General features: G+C 54.7%; 13 protein-coding genes, 1 tRNA gene and 1 pseudogene. 5 read left to right on the top strand and 10 right to left on the bottom strand.

The window, feature by feature from the left end; translation table 11 throughout:
- Positions 1 to 25: 25 nt before the first annotated feature.
- Positions 26 to 101: transfer RNA gene (locus ACOQOY_RS15010), tRNA-Ala, on the top strand.
- A gap of 282 nt (positions 102 to 383) precedes the next feature.
- Positions 384 to 1205 (top strand): hypothetical protein, encoded by an 822-nt coding sequence (locus ACOQOY_RS15005; RefSeq protein ID WP_420586178.1) that lies wholly within the window; start codon positions 384 to 386, stop codon positions 1203 to 1205.
- Positions 1206 to 1240: 35 nt separating this feature from the next.
- Here the strand turns inward: ACOQOY_RS15005 and ACOQOY_RS15000 are convergent.
- From ACOQOY_RS15000 to ACOQOY_RS14960, 9 genes and pseudogenes are all read right to left on the bottom strand, one after another.
- A pseudogene (locus ACOQOY_RS15000) lies at positions 1241 to 1981 on the bottom strand (IS3 family transposase); the annotation flags it as partial.
- 224 nt (positions 1982 to 2205) lie between these two features.
- Positions 2206 to 3303 carry a DUF1254 domain-containing protein gene (locus tag ACOQOY_RS14995; protein WP_420586177.1) on the bottom strand — a complete coding sequence of 366 codons (1098 nt, stop codon included), beginning with the start codon at positions 3301 to 3303 and terminating at the stop codon, positions 2206 to 2208.
- 516 nt (positions 3304 to 3819) lie between these two features.
- Positions 3820 to 4440 carry a thermonuclease family protein gene (locus tag ACOQOY_RS14990; RefSeq protein WP_420586176.1) on the bottom strand — a complete coding sequence of 207 codons (621 nt, stop codon included), beginning with the start codon at positions 4438 to 4440 and terminating at the stop codon, positions 3820 to 3822.
- Between the two features lie 592 nt (positions 4441 to 5032).
- Positions 5033 to 7108 carry a tetratricopeptide repeat-containing sulfotransferase family protein gene (locus ACOQOY_RS14985; RefSeq protein ID WP_420586175.1) on the bottom strand — a complete coding sequence of 692 codons (2076 nt, stop codon included), beginning with the start codon at positions 7106 to 7108 and terminating at the stop codon, positions 5033 to 5035.
- Positions 7109 to 7824: 716 nt separating this feature from the next.
- Positions 7825 to 8811: a zinc-dependent alcohol dehydrogenase family protein gene (locus ACOQOY_RS14980; protein WP_420586174.1), complete on the bottom strand. Its 987-nt coding sequence runs from the start codon at positions 8809 to 8811 to the stop codon at positions 7825 to 7827.
- Positions 8812 to 8894: 83 nt separating this feature from the next.
- Positions 8895 to 9740 carry an enoyl-CoA hydratase/isomerase family protein gene (locus ACOQOY_RS14975; RefSeq protein ID WP_420586173.1) on the bottom strand — a complete coding sequence of 282 codons (846 nt, stop codon included), beginning with the start codon at positions 9738 to 9740 and terminating at the stop codon, positions 8895 to 8897.
- A gap of 91 nt (positions 9741 to 9831) precedes the next feature.
- Complete coding sequence (locus tag ACOQOY_RS14970; RefSeq protein WP_420586172.1) at positions 9832 to 10620, bottom strand: SDR family NAD(P)-dependent oxidoreductase; 789 nt, start codon at positions 10618 to 10620, stop codon at positions 9832 to 9834.
- Between the two features lie 12 nt (positions 10621 to 10632).
- Entirely contained in the window at positions 10633 to 11598 is a 966-nt protein-coding gene (locus tag ACOQOY_RS14965; protein WP_420586171.1) for an LLM class oxidoreductase, read from the bottom strand.
- Between the two features lie 12 nt (positions 11599 to 11610).
- Complete coding sequence (locus ACOQOY_RS14960) at positions 11611 to 12387, bottom strand: CmcJ/NvfI family oxidoreductase (protein ID WP_420586170.1); 777 nt, start codon at positions 12385 to 12387, stop codon at positions 11611 to 11613.
- 108 nt (positions 12388 to 12495) lie between these two features.
- On the opposite strand from ACOQOY_RS14960, the gene ACOQOY_RS14955 reads away from it, so the two are divergent.
- Positions 12496 to 13407, top strand: coding sequence for a LysR family transcriptional regulator (locus ACOQOY_RS14955; RefSeq protein WP_420586169.1), 912 nt, complete (start codon positions 12496 to 12498; stop codon positions 13405 to 13407).
- 153 nt (positions 13408 to 13560) lie between these two features.
- Here ACOQOY_RS14955 and ACOQOY_RS14950 read toward each other — a convergent pair whose 3' ends face one another.
- Positions 13561 to 14394, bottom strand: coding sequence for a hypothetical protein (locus ACOQOY_RS14950; RefSeq protein ID WP_420586168.1), 834 nt, complete (start codon positions 14392 to 14394; stop codon positions 13561 to 13563).
- 418 nt (positions 14395 to 14812) lie between these two features.
- Here ACOQOY_RS14950 and ACOQOY_RS14945 point away from each other — a divergent pair, with 418 nt between their 5' ends.
- Both ACOQOY_RS14945 and ACOQOY_RS14940 read left to right on the top strand, forming a co-directional pair.
- Positions 14813 to 15301 (top strand): helix-turn-helix transcriptional regulator, encoded by a 489-nt coding sequence (locus ACOQOY_RS14945; protein WP_420586167.1) that lies wholly within the window; start codon positions 14813 to 14815, stop codon positions 15299 to 15301.
- Positions 15302 to 15557: 256 nt separating this feature from the next.
- Positions 15558 to 20027: a beta strand repeat-containing protein gene (locus ACOQOY_RS14940; protein ID WP_420586166.1), complete on the top strand. Its 4470-nt coding sequence runs from the start codon at positions 15558 to 15560 to the stop codon at positions 20025 to 20027.
- The last annotated feature ends 31 nt before the right edge of the window (positions 20028 to 20058 follow it).

The raw sequence follows: 20058 nt of genomic DNA, 5'->3' as shown, positions 1-20058 counted from the left end.
TCCACTGCTTCGGCAGTCCCTAGATGGGGCCTTAGCTCAGTTGGGAGAGCGCTTGCATGGCATGCAAGAGGTCAGGGGTTCGACTCCCCTAGGCTCCACCAAAACCTAACAATACAACTAGATAGCAAGCATTAGAGTGGTGTGACACACAGGTGTGACACAAAATGAAGCTGCATGCGTATCTCTCACTGTCCAGACATGGCATCTACTACTTTCGTTGGCCCCTACCCGACACAAGACCAAAACCCCACACTAGACCAAGCACCACGCGTAGGTCCCTTCGGGTGTCTTTGCGTACAAGATGCCCTAAAGAGGCTGGTACTCTGGCACGACGTCTTGCAGTGTGCGGCGACACAATAACAAAGCACACAGAACAATCGGGCATGAACTACGGCGAACTGCGCACAAAGGTGCACGGGCATTTCAAGAGAGTATTGGAACGGGCAAAGGCGCGCAGGGACGAACTCGGCCCCTATACCGAGCTTGAGAAAGAGCGCATAGACGACACCATCCAACTCTATGAGATGGACAACGAAGACTACTGGGACTTAGTGGGCAAGGATGAAGTTGCTAAGCAGTTCCGATCTTTCTGCAACGCGACTGGCGTGCCCCAGAAACAGACTAGAGAAAATGCTTGGGTCATCCTTGATGAAATTCGGAAGGCTTGGATTGGCTTCCACAAAGCCATGTTAGAACACGATAAGACCTTTGAGGAATACGATTTTAGCACGAAGCCCAGCGCGGCTGTAAGCGCCGCAGAGAGCGCCCAACCTATTTTCGACACTGACCCAGTCAAAGTCTCAAATAGCCGCCCACAGGCACTTTCTAGCCCGCTCCTGTCCATCCTGTTTGCCGAGAGAAAAGCTGAGGCGGAACAGACAGGTCAATGGTCGGCCAAGCTGCTGAACGACTATCAGGCTTGGACAGACCTTTTCATAGAATTGCAAGGCGACCGGCCAATTCTCGACTACAAAAAAGCTGACGCACGCGACTTCAAGAATGTCCTACTTGAGCTTCCCACCAACAGAAACAAACTACCGCAAACGATTGGCCTGACGCCTAGTGACGCCATACAAGCGGCCAAAGACCACAGCTTGCCGACGCTATCAGTAAGTACAGTCAACAAAGCATTGGGAAGGTTACAGGGTATATGGAAGTGGTCTGATTGTCCGTCGTCAGGAGTTTTGGGCCAGTTGGCAGTCTGAGCTAAGAGAGAATCTGACTCATCCGGTTCGCGTGATTATGCGGCGGATTTGCGGTGAAGCAAGCGACGCGTTTCGATTGTCTTTCGTTTGATCCTTTCTCGTTGTCTCAGAATGGTCTGGTCTCGTCCGAAGTAGACGTCAGCGGGCGTGAGGTTTTGCAGGCTTTCGTGGTAGCGACGATGATTGTAATGCTCGACGAAGGCGTCAATCTGCTGCGTGAGATCGCCAGGCAGATAGTAGTTTTCCAACAAGATGCGGTTCTTGAGGGTCTGATGCCAGCGCTCGATCTTGCCTTGGGTTTGCGGATGATATGGCGCCCCACGCACGTGATCCATTTGCTGATCTTCCAGCCAATCAACCAACTCTCCGGAAATGTAGCTGGACCCGTTGTCGCTGAGCAGACGCGGCTTATGCAACACGGTTGCCTGATCACAGCCTGAGCTTTGCAAGGCGAGGTCCAGAGTGTCGGTCACATCCTCGGTCTTCATCGTCGTGCAAAGCTTCCAGGCGATGACGTAACGGCTGAAGTCATCCAGGATCGTACTGAGATAGAACCACCCCCAGCCGATCACTTTCAGATAGGTAAAGTCGGTCTGCCAAAGCTGGTTCGGTCGTGTCGTTTTGTCTTGAAACTCATCCGCTGCGGACAAAACCACATAAGCCGGGCTGGTGATCAGGTCGTACGATTTGAGGATGCGATAGACGGAAGCCTCTGACACAAAATACTTTTCCGTGTCGGTGAAGCGGACAGCCAACTCACGCGGAGACAGCTCGCTTTAGCCGAGTTTACCGGTTGCAAAAGGCCTCTGGCTTCCCATCGACACTAACAAGACTGCACAGCGCACTCAGTGCGCAGTAAGTGCAAACGTGGTTACACCATAGTGAGTCCGTGGATTATCGCTGGCACAAGTCACCGCCAGCGGAAGCATACGTTTCATATGAGGTGCCAGTCCTAAGTTTGGTCTTGTCATCTATTACCGGCTACCTTTCTTCGCACAGGTTATTGAACCGGCAACAACTCCAACTCGGGCAAGGTGTAAGACTTCATCGCTTCGACGTCTGGGCTGTATGCCCGAATTTGAGCGCGCCATCCATCAACGGGAGTAAGTGCATAATTCACATCACGCTCCTCGGCGATTTCACGGCACGTATCGTCCCCGAAGACTATCGTGAAACTCCCATCAGCATTTGCCCGGTATGCCTCACGGTTCGTGCTGACGACATTGTACTCGTCCGTCATCAAGTAATTGTCTTCGTCGTACATAGTGAGAGATGCGAACGCTTCCGCAGGGACTTTGTCAAAGGTCGCAGTGTAGCACGTATTGGCTTTTGTGCCTTCCGGTGCCCAAGACGCGTACATTGCTGTAGATTCAGGGCTCAGACCCCAAGACCCGGCGATGGCATATGTCCACTTTTCCCAATCCGAGACATCCTTGATATCGAACTGAACGGAGTCGAACATGTCTGGCAGATTGCCCCATTCCACCAAGAGGGCGTCGCGCAGCTCAGCTACGTCTTCCTCGGTCGTGTCTGTTTCAAAGGGGACGGCTGAGTTGGCCGTAATCACCATCGCTGGCTGTAAGACGTTGTCTATGTAATCGAGGTCTCCTTGGCTGGCGTCTGTGCCAACCCGGACGCCAATGATGACGTAGTCGGTGTCGACATCTTCGCCCGCGTATTCATGAAGGCCTGAGTCCCAAGTGTAATCCACAAACGTGTGATTGTAGTCTTGAACATGCAAAGAAATGAAGCGGTCGCCGACATCGGGCAACTCGACCGAGAAACCTTTGCGCGCATCAATGACGGCAACAGAGTAAACAGTGTCCGCATTCGGCGTTACGACCCACTTATCGGCAGCTTTCGACAGGCCGTCAAAATGCACGAACTCGTTCAATCCGGCCCGAGACAGCATGTCCATGAAAATGAGGTCTGCCTCTTTGCGCTGGAACTCCATGGCGGTCATCCCATAGTCCATCGGGTCAACGGCCCAGTTGCTGGAGTCGATGCTAGAAATGATCTCCTCTGCTGTCTGGGTATCGGCGGAAACGGAAAACGCCGAGGCGGATGCAAGCGACGCTGCAAAAACAAGTCTTTTCATAGTCGTGAGTCTCCAAAGCCCATGGTGCAAAGGTTGACATAAACTAAATCAACGCGGAAGAGATCGCGTGAGCGGAAGTGTTGCGCTGGTAATAATGTGTTCTTGAATATCATTCCGGCAACCGGTCGAAAGAACACATGCCAGAAACAGCGGCTTTGTGAAAACTCCGGCCCACGACACAAGACCAATACCCAAAACCCGACCAAACACCTCACATAGGACCATTGGTGTGTCAGTGCGTACGAGATGCCCTAAAGAGGCTGGTACTCTGGCACGGCGTCTTGGCGGGTTCGAGATGACCATTCAGAGTGTTTATGCAAGACACGACATCAAGGGCCGTCTCTGCCCCATTCGGGAACAGGCGTTTTGGTAAGACAAGGTTCTCGGCAACCACCGGAGACGAAGAAAGAACCAGTGCAGTCGCAAATGCAGAGACTAGCGATTAATCATGCTACAGAAATAACTGTGCAAACCAGCAGTTTCCAGTGGACCTGACGTGTTGATATTGGCCAGCCGCTACTCATTCTGGTCGCGCTGAGCTTGCTTGGCTTCATATTGCTCCCAAACCTTCATTCGCCCCTTTTGACGAGCGTCGGCCAACCATAGCTTCTTACGCACATCCGGAACCTCAAGGCTCCTATACTTACCATCTGAGAACTTAGGCCAGTCTATAGCCATCCCGAGCTTGACCATTTCTGCAGAAAGGTCGCGCCCATCTTCAAGAAAACACTTTGCCACTGTACGACCGTGGGCGTCCTCGGCAGTAACCTCTGCCCTAACTCTCTGCCCCTTGCACAGGGATACCAAAGCCCACTTAGCCTTTTTGCCGTATGGGTGGTTAATCTCGGGCGCATCAACGCCGAACAAGCGCACCTGCTTCTTCTGTATTTTTATCGTGTCACCGTCCACAACATAGGCAGGACCTTCTAATACGGTTGTGGTGGGTTTCGGTACTGAACTGCCAGCATCGAAACGTGATGGCTGACTTGTGTTCTGGGAACGCGACACACCCAGCTTCGGCTTTAACTCCGGAGTTGCTTGTCGTGTAGGCTTATTTCTTATGTCGGGCTGGCGTTTGCTACGCGCAATGAGCAGCACAGCTACTAAGGCGACGACTAACAGTATAGCAACTTCCACAGTATCGGGCCTTGTAAACAGTTTGCTTCAATATGGCTGCAGCGAAGCCTTCCGACACACTACACGTCTTAGTTGATTGTGGGATGGCAGTGAAGTTTAATCCAGTGAAAAAGCCCACGTTGCTTGCTTAGGTTCTAAGATCCTTTGGCGATAGATGCGTTGCAAATGAAGAAAAGCGACAACTGAGCAGTACCAGATACCCAGCTTCATAGTGCGTTGTCAGGTGCGCACTTGGGCCGCGGAAGGAATAGAGTGGAAACTCTGCCCAATACACCGGCGCAATCACACTAGTTGCCTCTGTGCAGGTGAGCCACTAAGGTGGAACACAGTACAAACAAGCACACCACAATAGTGTTTACTATCAGTGCATTAGGTGTTCGGCGGCGTTTCCCCTAGGCTCCACCAAAACCTAACAATACAACCAGATAGCGCTAGATCGGTGTGACACACAGGTAAAGCTGCACGTAACGAACAGATAATCTCAGCGTTGAGCAATCTGTCCCGTTGCCGCCCATTGACGCTTTCGCAGCTGCCGTTCGCCCAGGTTAATACGGGTTCGATTTGGGCAGTTGTGGCTCAGACAGCAATGCGCCTAGTTCTGACGTCGGGCAACGTCGATTGTCGCGAGTAATGGGCTTAGCTGCGTTTCATACTTCCGCCACTTCTCTTTTGACGAAGAGTACAAAGGCTGCCGAACCTGTTGAACGCTTGCTGTTCGGACGCGCCGCTTACTTTTGTGGAACTCAAGACAGGCATCGTCCCACTCCAAACCGCAATATGAGATCAGCCGAGCCGCTTCGGTATCGATATCTTCAATCAACGCCTCATATTGCACAGTGTAAAACGCATCCGTCGGCAGGACGCTCAGCCAGTGATCCATGATGCGGCTGTAGTTGTTGTAGTAGCGACCCAGCTCAACAAGGTTATAGCTGTGAAGCTGACTGCGTTCGAACAGCCTTGTGTAACAGGACAAACAGGTATCGAACGGGTTCCGTGCGACGTGAACAATCTTGGCGTTCGGCATCAGCGCGTGGATTAACCCGACGAGTTGAAAGTTGACGGGCATTTTGTCAACGATATGCGGCATATCGGGCGCATGCCGGGTCAGCGCATCGACATAGTCGCGTGCCCTTTCTTTCAACTTGTCTCCGTTGGCGGCTTTGACAGACTTTGGCACGTTGCCGCCTGCATCGCCCAGTCGACCGAATATGTTATGGAGGTCATTTAGCTCGCCTGCTCCAAAAACTTTTGGGTGAGCATTCAGGATGGACTCGGTCAATGTTGTGCCCGAGCGGGGCATCCCCAGTACAAAGATCGGTCGGTCGGTTGAGATCGCGTGTTCTCGCAAGCGCTCAATCATGGCCCGGTCGAAAGTTGCGATCAGATCGTCTGTCAATTGGTCGGTGTCCGCTGGATCATAATCCGTGAGCGTACGTTTGATATCAGCGCCGCGTTTGAACTGCGCAAAAGCGTCCTCGTAACGCTTCAGTTTTTCGTAACACTCGCCCAACGCATAGTGATAGGCAGCAGCCTTCTGCGGAAGCATGGAAGATGCATCCGGCAACGCCGCCTCCAACTTCTGAAATACAGGGTTTTCCGGGGTGACCGTTTCCAGTTTTGCCAGAGCGATTGTGGCGTTCAACTGGTCGTCTGTTGTTCTGGCGGCCTGTTCAAAATGCGCGCGCGCCTCTTTGAAGTCGCCACGTTCGATTGCCAGATGCCCCAGTGCCATTCGGCTGGACGAAAGGTCGGGTTTCAGATCCAAAGCTTTTTCATAGAATTCGATTGCGGTTTCGGCGTCGCCAAGATGCGCCTTGGCCAAGCCGATCTGATGACATGCCGCGGCGCTTTCCGGGTCCAGTCGCAGGGCATGCTCTGCTTCGATCAAAGCCAGCTTCGGGTGGTTCTTTTCATAGAGAACCTGCGACAGCCCGACATAACTGTCCGCCTTGTCATCTTTCAGAGCAATCGCATTCCGAAAGGCGTTTTCGGCTCGGTCCAGATTATTCTCCAGCATGAAAATCCGACCAAAATTGCGATGCAACTCAGCGTCACGAGGAAACTTCTCGAGTTGTGCATTCGCCTCGCTATGTGCCTCAGCGACTTTCTCGGCTTCTATCAGAACCGAGATGAGATTGTTGGCAGTCTCAGATGAATTTGGATTAATCTTCAGCGCCTTGCGGTAATACTGCGCCGCCTTGACCCGGTCGCTGTTATCACGCGCAATACTTCCCAGATTGTTAATTGCACGGTCGAATTCTGGGTCAAGTGCCAGCGCCCGCTCCTGAAAGGCCTCAGCCTCAATCAGGTTTTTCTGATCGTAACGTACCAGCCCCAAATTAGAGTGCGCTGCGGCAGCCCCCGGTGCCAGACGAACAGCGCGCGCGCCAATCTCAGACGCTTGCTCCAGATGACCTGCGGATCGAAGAACCTCGGTGAAATTGGTCAAGAAATTTGCATTGTCGGGCTGCAGTCGCACGGCCTCGGTCATCGCTTTGACTGCTGGGTCGATCTGGCCTGTCTGGAACGCGATCAGACCCAGCATCTGATGGGCCTGCGCATGTTGGGGAACCGCGCGGATGATTTCAGAAAATAGCTGCACAGCTGGCTTCAACTGACCATTCTGATAGTGCGCCATACCATGCTGAAAAGCGTCCTGAACAGACATTTGCTTGCCCTGAACCATTCTGCGAACTCCAATATACGGCCTGGATCAGCGGCCTGCTTTACCGCCGAAGGCTTACGTAGAACAATCGCGGCGGCTCGTCCATGTCCCACGGAACCCCTGCGCAATCGACCCGTGGCGGAGATCTGACTGCACCGTTTCCGAACCCGGAATGCGGTTTCTGCGCAAGGTTTCAGGCTTTGTCCGGTTACCGAAACGGCTTCCGACGACCGGCCAGTCTGGTTCGTACAGGATGAAGGTGGCACTGATCCGGTGTACGCCGCCGTCAATTCCAGCGGGCTTTTCACATCGCGCGATGTCATCGCCACCTACGGCGAAACTATTGGCTCCGTCAGATTTTGCGGGCGGCAACCTATTGCTTGGTTACGAAAAGGAGTTTTCGGCCAGAGCAAAATTGGAGTTGACCGCAGAGCAAGAATTTGGCGGAGGCGCTCAGGAATCACACGTTAAAACAGGCTCAAACCGGCAATTCTGAACGGCCCTAAAGTCGTCGCTAAGGTGAATTGCAGTTTCGCCAGACATTCAATGCAGATCATTGAGTGTCTGGTTCGATGCGGGCTTTGATGTCGGCCCCATGGCCCAAAACAACCCGAGGCGCAATTTGCTTTGAGGTCAGCTAGTTTCTGATAGGCATTTGTTCGCAGCCTCTACTGAGGTGGTGCGCAAGGTTACCGCGCACCATCCTTAGCAGGGCCAGATCACAGCTCTACAACGACCTTTCCGACCGCAGCTCCTGTCGTCAGGTGCGCATAAGCTGCGTCGGCATTGGCCCACCCAAAATGATGTTCATCAACAATCGGTTTGAGACCACCCGCATCCACCAGATCCGCCAGCGTCCGCAAGATGTCTCCATGGGCTTGCCGTCCAACATCGTGCATCATCGGGATCAGCATGAAGACGACGTGCAGGGACAAGCCTTTGAAATGCACGGGCGTCAAATCGAGCTCGACCATCGCGACCGTCGAGGCGACATGGCCATTGAGCTTGGCCGCTTCGAACGAGTTTGTCATGTTCGGGCCGCCAACGCTGTCAAACACCACATCGAAGCCGACGCCGTCTGTGTGTTCGGCCACGTAATCCTCGACTTTTTGCGTTGTGAAATCCACGGGCCGCGCACCGAGACCCTCGATCAAGGTCATCTGATCTGCGCCACGACCTGTTGCGGACACGGTTGCGCCAAGGTGGCGGGCGATTTGGACGGCGACATGGCCAACACCACCTGCGCCGCCCTGAACCAAAACGGTCTGCCCTTCGCCAACACCGGCTCGAGTCAATCCTTCGTAAGCGGTGATGCCAACGAGAGGCAGCGCTGCGGCTTCACGCATGCTCAGCGTCTTGGGTTTGTGGGCAATAAGGCGTGCATCTGCGTTAATGTACTCTGCCAGTGAGCCCGGGAGGTCCATCAAGCCACCCGCACAGCCGTATACTTCATCGCCTATGGCAAAACCTTCCACACCGTCGCCAATTGCAACGACCGTACCGGCAAAATCCATACCAAGCACGGCGGGCAATTGGGGGGACAGAGGCAGGTCTGCACCCATATTTCGGATCATTGTGTCGACGGTGTTGACGCTGACTGCGGCCACTTTGACGACCACATGTCCGGATGTCGCGACCGGGTCGGGCATTTCAGTGAGCTCGAACGGTGCTTCGGGTCCGTAAGATTTTAGAACCAGTGCTTTCATTGGGGTGTTCCTTTTGTGAGACAGTGTGTCAGGCCCGCGTGGAAACCACGCACGCTTGACGAGTTCCTTGTGTTGGGTGGTGGTTAATTGATGTCCTGCACTTGCATCACCAGATCGCCCCATTTGCGCTGGTTCTCGATGTCGTGTTCCAGACCTTGTTCATCCGCGATGGTGAACCGTTTGACCGCCGGGGTTTTGCTGGTGGCCTGATACAGCCAATAGGCTTCGGCCTTCAGTGCCTCATCAATCGGTTTGTCGATGGATTCATAGACCATCTGCTTGCAGGCATTGATCGACTCTGCCGGGAATTGTGCGATCCTTTCGGCCAGCGCGGTCACATATGGGCCAATCTCATCAGGCTCCAACGCTTTGTTGATGGTGCCCAGACGCTCGGCATCATCCGCGTCATAATCCTGTGCGCTCAGGATGATCTCAAGCGCTTTGCCAAGGCCGGTCTGACGTGCCATGCGCGAAGCGCCACCACCACAGGGCAGGATGCCCATGCCGACCTCCATCTGCATGAACTTGTACTTTCCACGCGCCGCAAAACGCATATCGAGTGCCAAGGCCAATTCGTGCCCGCCACCGCGTGCAAACCCTTCCAGTTTTGCGATGGTGGCTTGTGGCACCTTGCTGATCCGCTCACAGACCGATTGCAGATCCAGAAGCTGTGCATCCTCGCGGGATACGGCCTCGGTCGACATGTCCTTGAGTAGCTCGGTGTCGTAGTGGCAAACCCAGATTTCCGGATTGGCGGATTGAAAGATCACGACCTTGGTGTCGCGGTCCCGCTCCAGCCGCATGGCCAGACTGTTGAGGTCGGCCAGCATTTCCTGGCCCTGAACGTTCACCGAGCCAAAGTTGAATGTGACCGTGGCGATGCCGTTTGCGACGGCTACATCAAAGGTTTGAAAGTTCTCGTATTTCATAAGGCAGTCCTTTCCTGGGCCTCAACGCGGTAAGCGTGAGGAGTTGGGGGGGGTAAAGATGGAAGTGTGAGGCGCGATCGCGCCGCTTGGGTCAGTCAGTCCGGCTGATCAAACCCCTGATGGAGGCCATCACGTCTGCAACGTGATCTTCGTCCAGTGCTGCGGCATGCGGATTTGCGAAGGCTCCGCTGTCATTGTCAAAATAGGCACCAGACGCGTCAGCGAACCGCTCACCCAATGCCGCGTCAATCAGGATATCGGCACCGATGTTCATGTCGTTCCCGGCAACGCCAAAGCCCTCTTTCACCATCTTCGAGGCCAAAAGCGATCCGGGGTTTACGGCGATCATAACCGGTGCTTCGGCCTGTGACTTGGCCCAATCTTGGGTCCAGATGGTGATAGCCAGCTTGCTTTGGGCATAGGCTTCCATATCCGCCAGCGGCACATTGCCCTGCATCGCTTTTGTGTTCACTGGGGCCTGAGCCGCCGAAGACAGGTTCACGACACGCCCCTCGGCGGGAATGATCGGCAGCAGCAACTCGGTCAACAGATACGGTGCGAGCGTATTCACGACAAAGCGGATATCCTGCCCATTCTCAAGCACGGTTTGCGGGGCTTTCAACACACCTGCGTTGTTGATCAACACGTCCAGTTTGTCATGCCCGGCCCGTATGCTCTCGGCGAGTTTTCGTACCGCGGACAGATCGCTCAGATCTGCGGCATAGGTTTCGACATTGCCGCCGACCTCGTTAGCTGCCCGCTCTAATTTGGCAGCATTGCGGCCATGCAGCAGCACTTTGTGCCCATCAGCGGCCAGTTTCTTGGCCGTCAGCAGGCCAATGCCATCGGTCGAACCTGTAATGAGAATAGTCTTGGTCATCGGTCTGATCCTTTAGGAAAAGTCAGGCAGCAACGTGTCCGCCAGTTTTTTGAGAGTTTTATCAATGGGTGCTTGATTGAACCTTAGATTCAGTGCGACGTGATTGACCCCGAGGGTCTCAATCTCGCGCAGATAGCTGCGCAGAAAGTCGGTGCCAGACTGGAACCCAAGATGGATCGGGCGCGGAGGCGCAGCGGGGTCGGCAACGACATCAACATAAAGCGACTGCATGACGGGCTTATCCGTTTGGCCCGCCACCTTCACGCGCCGCCGATAGTCCGCAATGACTTGCCCTTGGGCCGACGCGCTGCGCGGATAGGTCATCCAACCGTCCCCGTTCTGCGCCACCCAATCGGGCGATTGCTGGCTACCACCGGTGATGAGCATCGGCAGGCGCGAGCCATGCGGCTTTGGCAACAGATCTATTCCGCCAGACAGTGCGCCTTGCCCACTTTCATGCTTGGGATAAGCTGATCCAACTGCGCGGATGTAGTCAACACTGTCACGGAAACGCGCCCCGCGGTCGTCAAAGCTGTGGTTCATCGCCGGGTACTCCTCGGGTCGATCACCGGAAGCGACACCCAACAGCAACCGACCACCCGAGAGCACATCTGCAGTCGCCGCTGCCTTGGCCACGTGGGCGGGATGACGCAATGGCAGGATCACGCTCGACGTTCCAAGCGCAATACGGTCCGTCACTGTTGTCAGCGCACCCAAGTAGACAAATGGATCGAAAACCTGTCCGGGGTCCCCGAAGTTTGGAACATTGAACGGCACGTCCCGCAGCCAAAGTGCTGCAAACCCAAGGCCCTCTGCCCTCTGAGCCGCTTCCAGATGTCCGCGCAGCATTGGTTCTGCGCCGACTGCATATGTTTCGAGTGGCAACACAAGGCCAACGCTCAACCGCCCCGGACGAAATACCCGGTTATAGGCCACGTTGATTTGGGCAAACTCAGCAGGTTGCTTTTTATCCAACATCTCTGGGCCCCTCTAATAACGCACCAAAGTACGGCTCTCGATGCTTCTACGAATGGTAGTGATACTTGGGTCCTCGACCATATCGAGCGCACCATGCGCGATCGACGGCAGCCCTTGATTATCAAAGATATTGAAGATCGCGACTTCATCCGGTGTCATCTTGGATTGATAGATCCATTCATGCCTGGGGTTTCCCACCAGCCCCATGATTTGCCCTTTGCGGTCCGGATAGATCAGGTCCAATAGAATCCAGTCAGACGGGTCAACCGATGACGGGCGAACAAAGCCCAGGGGAGCCGAATTGATCGGATGTCCCACAGGACGCCACACATTGACAAAGGCATAGTGACCTTGCGCCCATTCCGCTGCGGCCTCAGGGCCCAACAGGTCGACAAGGCGCTGCTCAGCTCCGCCCTTACTGTAGTCACTGTGGACGTTGCGCGCGGGTTTACGTGTCGCATTCGGGTCATCTACCCGAACGGTATGGTCAAAAACCACAACCTCACGCACGCCCAGCCTGCTCAAAAGCATCGCTGTCAGCTCGGCATCGTATGTTGCCTTCCAGGCCTCGCCTGTAAAGTCGCGCACCTTTGTTTCCAACGGTATGAATTCAACGGCATCAGACCCGAATGTAACGATATCGGTCGTCGCGCGGTTATCTGCCAACGACACGGCTGTAGCGACTAATTCGGGGGAAATCAGGTTACCTGCAATCCCACCAGCATCTAGTTCAAAGGCTTGCCGAAAGGGCTTGTGAACGTGGTAGTTAACTGTGGCCGTCCGGGTCATTTTGCGCCTCCTTCCCATGCTATGGTGCATTGATGAGAGGGATTTAATGCCAATCTAATTTGATATAAACTGTCCGTTCATGGATTGATAATTCGGATTTTCAATATAATGGGACTTGATACAGAAGCGTTACGATTGTTTGTAACGGCAGCAGAAATGCTGAACATCAGCGCGGCGGGACGCGCTTTGGGTATGGCTCCAGCTGTCTCGAGCGCAAAGCTCGCCAAACTAGAGCTTCACTTGGGTTCTGAGCTGTTGCACCGCACAACGCGCAAAGTGTCGCTGTCCGTCGAGGGTGCCGATTTCCTGCCTTTCGCCCGAGAGATCATCGCGCAGGAAGAGGCGGCACTTGCGGCCCTGGGCAAGCAAGCCACCAATATCCAAGGCACACTGCGTTTCGCTGCGCCCAGCACCTTTGCGCAGCTTTACATCGCACCGATCCTGCCGAAGTTTCTTCAACAGCACCCCGGCCTCACGCTCGATTTGCGATTGTCGGATGTTCAGTTTGATCTTATCGAAGGGAGTTATGACCTGGCACTCAGAAACGCCCCGCTTGTCGACACCAGCCTGAAAGGTCGAAAATTAGCTGATGACCGGCGCGTTCTATGCGCCGCGCCGCACTACCTCGACACATACGGCACCCCCAAAACACCCGCCGACCTGAATAACCACCACCTGATCGCTTTCCAAAATCGCCAACAGCGTCTGTTGACCGGAAAGGCTGGTGAGGAAGCCGCGTTTGACCCAGCGGCGGCTGAGGGTCAGCTGATAATCGACGACGGCCAAAGCCAGGTCTGCGCCACGCTGGCCGGTGCGGGTATTTCCTTGAACGCACTATGGAGTGTGCATGATCACCTTAGATCGGGTCGGTTGACGCAAGTTCTGCCGGGTTTTGAGGCCAAGGAAGGCAATGTTTTGTGGCTTATCTATCCCAAGTCCAACGTGTTATCCCCCAAAGTTCGGGTTTTCATGGACTTTCTGATCGCAGAGATTGGCGCGAAGCCGCCTTGGGAAATGTGATGCGGAAATAGTCAAGCGCACCTTCAGGTTTCACGTCGCCTAGGTCGAAGGCAGACGCTAATCGGACAGGTCATGAACAATCGGAAAACTCTGGTTTGTCCGCATAACCGTCGCAACTGATCGCCATCCCGACCCTCCGGATGGATTGCTGCTTTACGCATCTCTGGGCATTTCGCCCCAGTCACCAACTTGATTGCCTGATTGCTGCACCCCAGCCTTAATTAGATCCAAATGCGCACGTTTTGCAGCGGCGACTTCTTCGTCTGTCATAGGTGATCGGTTCAATTCCAGGAAGTATTCCGCACTTCCGTTTGGTTGAACGTTTTGGTCTTTGATTGCAATCAAGTCATCCGACCTGACATCCAGTATGGAAAGTGCCTTGATGAGCGGCACTAAACGGTCACTCTGGTCCGTTACATCAACAGACACGACGTTGGCACGGGACGACACTGACGCTCTGACCCGATCAACCACCGCGCCGAGGTCCGCGCCCTGGTGTAATAATTTACTGTATTCGGAGATATCTTCGAGAATTCGGTTAGAACGCAGGTTTTGCCAGTATGTACTTCGTATCCAGTCTGCTGGGCTTCTGGTCGTGTATAGCAGCGTGATATGAATTTGCGCATCAGTAAGCTGTTGAATTTCCTCCAACAAAGCCTCTGCCAGGACGTGGGTATATGTGTAGGACCACACGCCTTTGCGCCCTGGAATCAAGCCGGCGAACTCCTCATTGCTGATTAACAGCGGTTTTTCAGTTTGGCCGACATAAGGTTTAAGGGCGCTCCGAAGCTTTTTGCCAAAGTTTATTAAGGTGCGGTCTTTGGGCGCTACTGCGTACCGTCGTGCCGAGAAACCCGCATCCTGAACATCCCGAGGCAAAAGTACGTTGACGCGGTCTTTCAAGGTATGCTGGTTCTTGGAAAGGGTCCGTTGAAACGTTGTTGTCCCGGTCTTGTGAAAACCTTGATGAACTAAGACCTTCAACACGCCGCTTCCAACCCCTTTATGTCTCAACCTGCAATTTCACTTCATTATCACTGATCGGCCAAACGAAACTCGTCTTTGCAGCGATATGTTGGTCGTGAGCCAATCCATACAATAAGCCTGCGTCAGCTTAGTCAGCCCCGCCGAAGTGGTCCAGTTTGATTGTTACCACGGTTTTCTTTCCCCATTTCTAAGTTTGAACTAGGCACATCACCGCGGTGACAATAGGAGCAGTCGGAATACAGAGCTTCTCGGGCGCTATGGGATCGAGCCATAAGGTGCATTTCGTGTTCAGAAGAGAATTCAAACCCGTGCGACTGGAAAAGTCGGCATGATAGCCGAGACGCCAATCATGGGCTTGTGCGACTGTCGGGTTTTACATAGGCAGCTTCGACACTTCTCAACTGCCATGGTTCCACAAATGCCTTCCAAGAAACGTCTGACTTTCTCTTTCTTCGCCTCTCTGTTTTGCGCTTGCGTGATGCTGTTTGAAGATATCGGCGAAGCAATGGGTGTGGCCTGGATCGACGAATGGGATGAAATCCACGTCTGGGAGGTTCTGATCATGCTGTCTTTGTTCGGCGCGATCATGGTGTTGGGGAACGAGGTCCGCAAAATGCGGCGATATCAAGAGACCCTGGAAGACAAGGTTGCCCGCGCTTCCGGTGCGTTCGAAGACCTGTTGAACGCTTACTTCGAAAAATGGTCCTTCTCGGATGCCGAACGAGAAGTCACCCGACTTTTGATCAAGGGCTGCTCGACCGCTGAGATGGCAGAGATTCGCAATTCCAAGGAAGGTACGATTAAGGCCCAGACCAACTCGATCTACAAAAAATCGGGATACGGCGGGAAAGCTCAACTGCTGAGTGCGCTGCTGGAAGACCTCACCGATGGCGGATCTGTCGCCTGACGATTTGGAACAATCAAAAGAGCTTCTGCTGGAGAACCAATGCGGAAGTAGGCGTTAAGTCTCAAACTGGCATAAAGCCCTATAAAATAAGGCATAAACCAAAGTTCTAAATTGCTGATTCAGCCATAATCCTGCCTCTATTAGCCCTTTAACCACGTTCCTATGCGTGGCTTAAAGAGGTACGCAACGCGAGTGCACTTCGGAGCAAACCGGAGGCACAGAGTACGGAAAATATAGCCAGGTGAGGCGGGGTTTTATGCTGACTGAGCAGAAGAAACGCGCGGTTGCGCGCGGTGGTCGTTTGACGAAATTCAAAGGTAAGGTGGCAAGTGTCGCGCCATCGCTTTTTCTGAGTTCAGTCTCGCTGGTGACTCTGTCCGTTGGCAGCGGCAGCGCAGAGGTCGTCTCGACCGCGCGAACCACACCTTTGGTGAGCGCCGTTGACGAAGACCAAACGATCACCAGTACCGGTTCGATCATTGTGGACCCGCTGTCAGGCTCAGGTCTGGTTGTCATCAATGTACCGGACTATACCAGCGACCTGACCAATGACGGGTTGTTGTCAGCGACAGAAGGGGTGAACCGGACCCGCGCCGCGATTGACATTAACGGGGACCTGTCCGGTTCCGTTCTGAACTCGGGCACGATCACGATGGGAGCGGCATTAGGCGATTCCGCGAACCTGATGGGCATAAATGTTCAGGGTGACGTCAACGGCGCGCTGCAAAACACCGGCACGATCAGCATAGCAAACTCTGCTTTGACATTCGGGACGGCGGCAGGTGTCCAGACCGGTGCAGTGGCCGGAACGGTTTCGAATTCGGGCACCATTGACGTTGACGTGGATACAAGCAGCAGAGCCGTGGCTGACGGCATTCGCTCGACCAGTGTGGATGGGACGCTGACGAACACGGGCAGCATCAATGTTACCGCTTCGACTGGCGGCTTTGCCGCCAATGCCGACGGCATTCAGATTGATCTGGTTACGGGGCAAGCAATAAATTCGGGTCCGATAGCCGTTGCTGCAACAAGCCTGACCGGAAATGCGGGCGGAGACGGGATCGAGATAAACGATCTTTCAGGAAACCTGACCAACACCGGGGCGATCCGGGTTCAGGTGGACGGTGGCACAAATGCAAACGGCGATGCGATTGAAATTTTAGACCTTTCGGGACATCTGGAGAACAGCGGTGCTTTGACGATCGACGTCAACACGACCAACAGCAGCGCTTTTTTTGATATCATAGAGGTTGCGAGCGGCAGCGGTGGGATTACCGGTTCGGTGAACAACACCGGCGCCCTGAACGGGATGGCTAATGGTTCGAGGGCCAGTGTCGATGGTTTTGACGTTGGGGAGATTGCCGGCACCAGCACGTTCGCCAACAGCGGCACCGTTAGTGTTCGTGCGATTGCCAATACAAGCGACGCCAATGCTGACGGACTGAACTTTGTCGATGTTTTCGGAACCGTCACGAATTCCGGCACGCTGGACGTAAGGGCGGACGGTGGCACAAGCGCAGGTGCCCGCGGGATCAAAGCCGACAACATTGCGGGTTCACTTTCAAACAGCGGCAGCATTTCCGCCCGGGCAGAGGCCACCAGCGGGAGCGCAACAGCAATCGGTTTACAGGTCGATGACGTAAGCGGCAACGTCACAAATACCGGGACGCTGACGGTGTCTGCCATCGCATCATCGGGCGCGAGCGCTATAGGTATCGAAGCCGGTGACCTGACAGGGACACTGCAAAACACCGGCGTGCTGACAGTCACTGCAACCGGAGACAGCCCGGAGGCGCAGGGCATTTTGGTGCAGGATATCGGCGGTTCTGGGGTCCTGAACAATGCCGGAGACATCGCGGTCAATGCTCAGAATGCATCGAGCGGTGAGGCCTACGGCATTACCGCCCAAAACGTCGCTGGCACGCTGAACAACTCGGGCACTCTGGCCCTGACGGTATCCGCATCAAGCCACGCGACCGCCTACGGCATAAACACACGGGATGTGTCCGGTAACCTGACAAATTCAGGTACAATCCAAATGAATGTGCAGGGATCAAGCATCGAGGTTAGCGGCATTCGCATGTCCGGTATCATGGGGTCCGTGACCAATGACGGTACAATCGCGATCAGCACTGACGGCTCCGACGCGCGTGTCGATGGCATCTCGGCGAATACCGTTTCCGGCGCTTTGCAAAACAGCGGTTCGATTGACATCAACACCACCAACGCGACCCAGGCAAATGTCGAAGCAATTAGCGTCGGCGATATCTCCGGTCAGTTGCGGAATACCGGGAACCTGACGGTTTCGGCCTCGGCGACCTCATCCGCCATTTCGGTCGGCATCAACGGTGATGATCTTTCCGGCTCCTTGACAAACACAGGAACGATTGCGGCGACAGCGAATGGAACCAGTGCTTTTGCCGAAGGCATCAATCTGGACAACTTCTCAGGTACATTCGAAAACAGCGGTAGCATTCAGGTTCAGGCCGTTGGCGGATCGTCGGCACATGCAAACGGTATCGACATGGATGACCTAGCTGGTCAGGTCACAAATTCAGGTTCGATTCAGGTTTATGCCGAAGGCGCTTTTGCTTTTGCCGATGGCATCGAAATGGACGACGTCTCGGGTCAATTTCAAAACTCGGCGACTATCACAGTTGCAGCGGTCGGAAACTCCTCGGCCGATGCGGCCGGGCTGGAAATCGGCGACATTAGCGGTGGGGTCAGCAACTCGGGCAGCATCCAGGTCAATGTCAGAAACAGCGGTTCTTCGTCCGCCTTCGCCGCGGGGATCGAGTTTGGTGCGATTGAAGCGGGCGGCACATTCGAAAACTCGGGAACAGTTTCCGTAGCAGTCGAGGCAGACGGCTCGTTTGGAAGCGTCGCGTTCGGAAAATTCGGAGATGACGTTGAGGGGGCGTTCTCGAACTCGGGCGACGTCTCAGTTTCATTGCAAAGTCAAAATGGCTTCTTCGCACGTGCCTTTGGCATGGACTTAGGTGACGTAACCACGACGGGATCGCTGTCAAATTCCGGCGCGGTTCTGGTCGAAGCGACGTCGCAAAACATGATCGACATTGCCGCCTACGGGATCGACGTATCCGACATCGAAGGCAGCTTTCGGAACTCGGGCGACATCACGGTTCTGCTGACCGCAAATGACGTTGCGCAGGCTGAGGCATTCGGCATTGAACCCAACGACATCCTGTCCGGGGCATCGTTCATCAACAGCGGCACCGTGACCGTGAACGCCACAACGCAGGGTGTGTCGGAAGCGTCCGCCTGGGGGATTTCTGCGAACGAGATCGGCGGATCACTAGAAAACAGCGGCAGCATCAGCGTCGCGGTATCGGGCGACGGAACGGCCAGCGCTTATGGCCTGCACGCCGAACAGCTTTCTGCGGGCGGGATGATTGCACATAGCGGCACGATCCAAGTGTCAGTAGATAGCCCTGATGCGGAGGCCTATGGTCTTTTGGTCGAGGCGGCAGCAGGCACGGTCAACATAACCGGGGATATCACTGCCACATCCTCGGGCGAAAGCTACGCGGTGTTTCTGGGTGACGGAAGCGGCACGCTGAACGTCGAGACCACTGCGGATATCGATGGCACGATCAGGGTCAGCGATCACGACGTTAACCTGACGAACGCGGGCGGCAGAGCCGTCTACCGCTTTCAGGATGACGACACCGCTCAGGGCGAGTTTACCACCAGCGTCACTGATCCCAGTCAGGGTTGGTTTGTGGATGGCGAAGGCGGATCAGCACCGGTCTATGCGACTTATGACGCTGACGAGGTGCAACCCAATCTGAACCAATCCTTTGAGATCGCGGGCCTGTCCTATGATCTTGCCCGCCAGTTGCAAGGGCCGCCTGACCTGAACAGCGGTGAACGGACGGTGCTGAGCACAAAAGGCAGCGGTCCTATCGAAGGGTACCACCCCTACATCATGATCAGCGGCAGCCAAAGCGACGCGGATTCAGGATCGGGCACACCGGACCTGTCCTCGAATATGTGGAGTGTAAGCGCTGGTGTGACGCGCGATCTGGGTGCGGGCCTGCGATTTGGCATCGGGGCCAGCTACCTTGAAAATGACGGAACCTTCGGCGCTGCATCGTTTGACACCACCGGTGTCTATCTCAGCGGCATAGTCGCTCAGAACTTCGGGTTTGCCGATCTGAGTTTTGGGCTGGGCTATGGACAACTCGACCACGACGAAACCCGCGTCGTCAATGGATCTGACACAATCGCCGACTACTCCAGCGACATGTTTACAGCTTTGGTAGCAGCTCAGCGGGATTACGCGCTGCAAAGCGGCGCTGTGATCACTCCGCAGGCGACTTTCCTGTATGGCCGCCAGAACCTGGATGGGTACTCAGAAACGGGTGCATCCGCCAATGCAACGATCGGAGAGCGTGATGTGACTTTCAGTGAAACGCGGTTGGGTGGAAGCTATGCGACATCCATGGCGGGCGGAGTTCTGTCAGCCTCGCTTGCGGCCGTTCACCGAGACGCGAATGCCCCGTCTGCGGTTGATGTGACAATCTTCGGCAACACTCTCCTTTTGGCGTCCGGCGGCAGTGGCAGCGAAACTTTTGGCGAAGTCGGCCTGAGCTACCAAAAGGCATATGATCACGGCGGCAGCCTGAACCTAGAAGCCCGATCGACCCTTGGCGCAGATGTGTCAACGCAGGCGGTCTGGGCCTCTTATGAATGGCGGTTCTAATTGAGCGCAGATCACTCGTCAAAGGCCGGTC

The organism is Ruegeria sp., assembly GCF_965221235.1.
Classification (GTDB): Bacteria; Pseudomonadota; Alphaproteobacteria; order Rhodobacterales; family Rhodobacteraceae; genus Ruegeria.
This window is presented reverse-complemented; position numbering and strand designations above follow the sequence as displayed.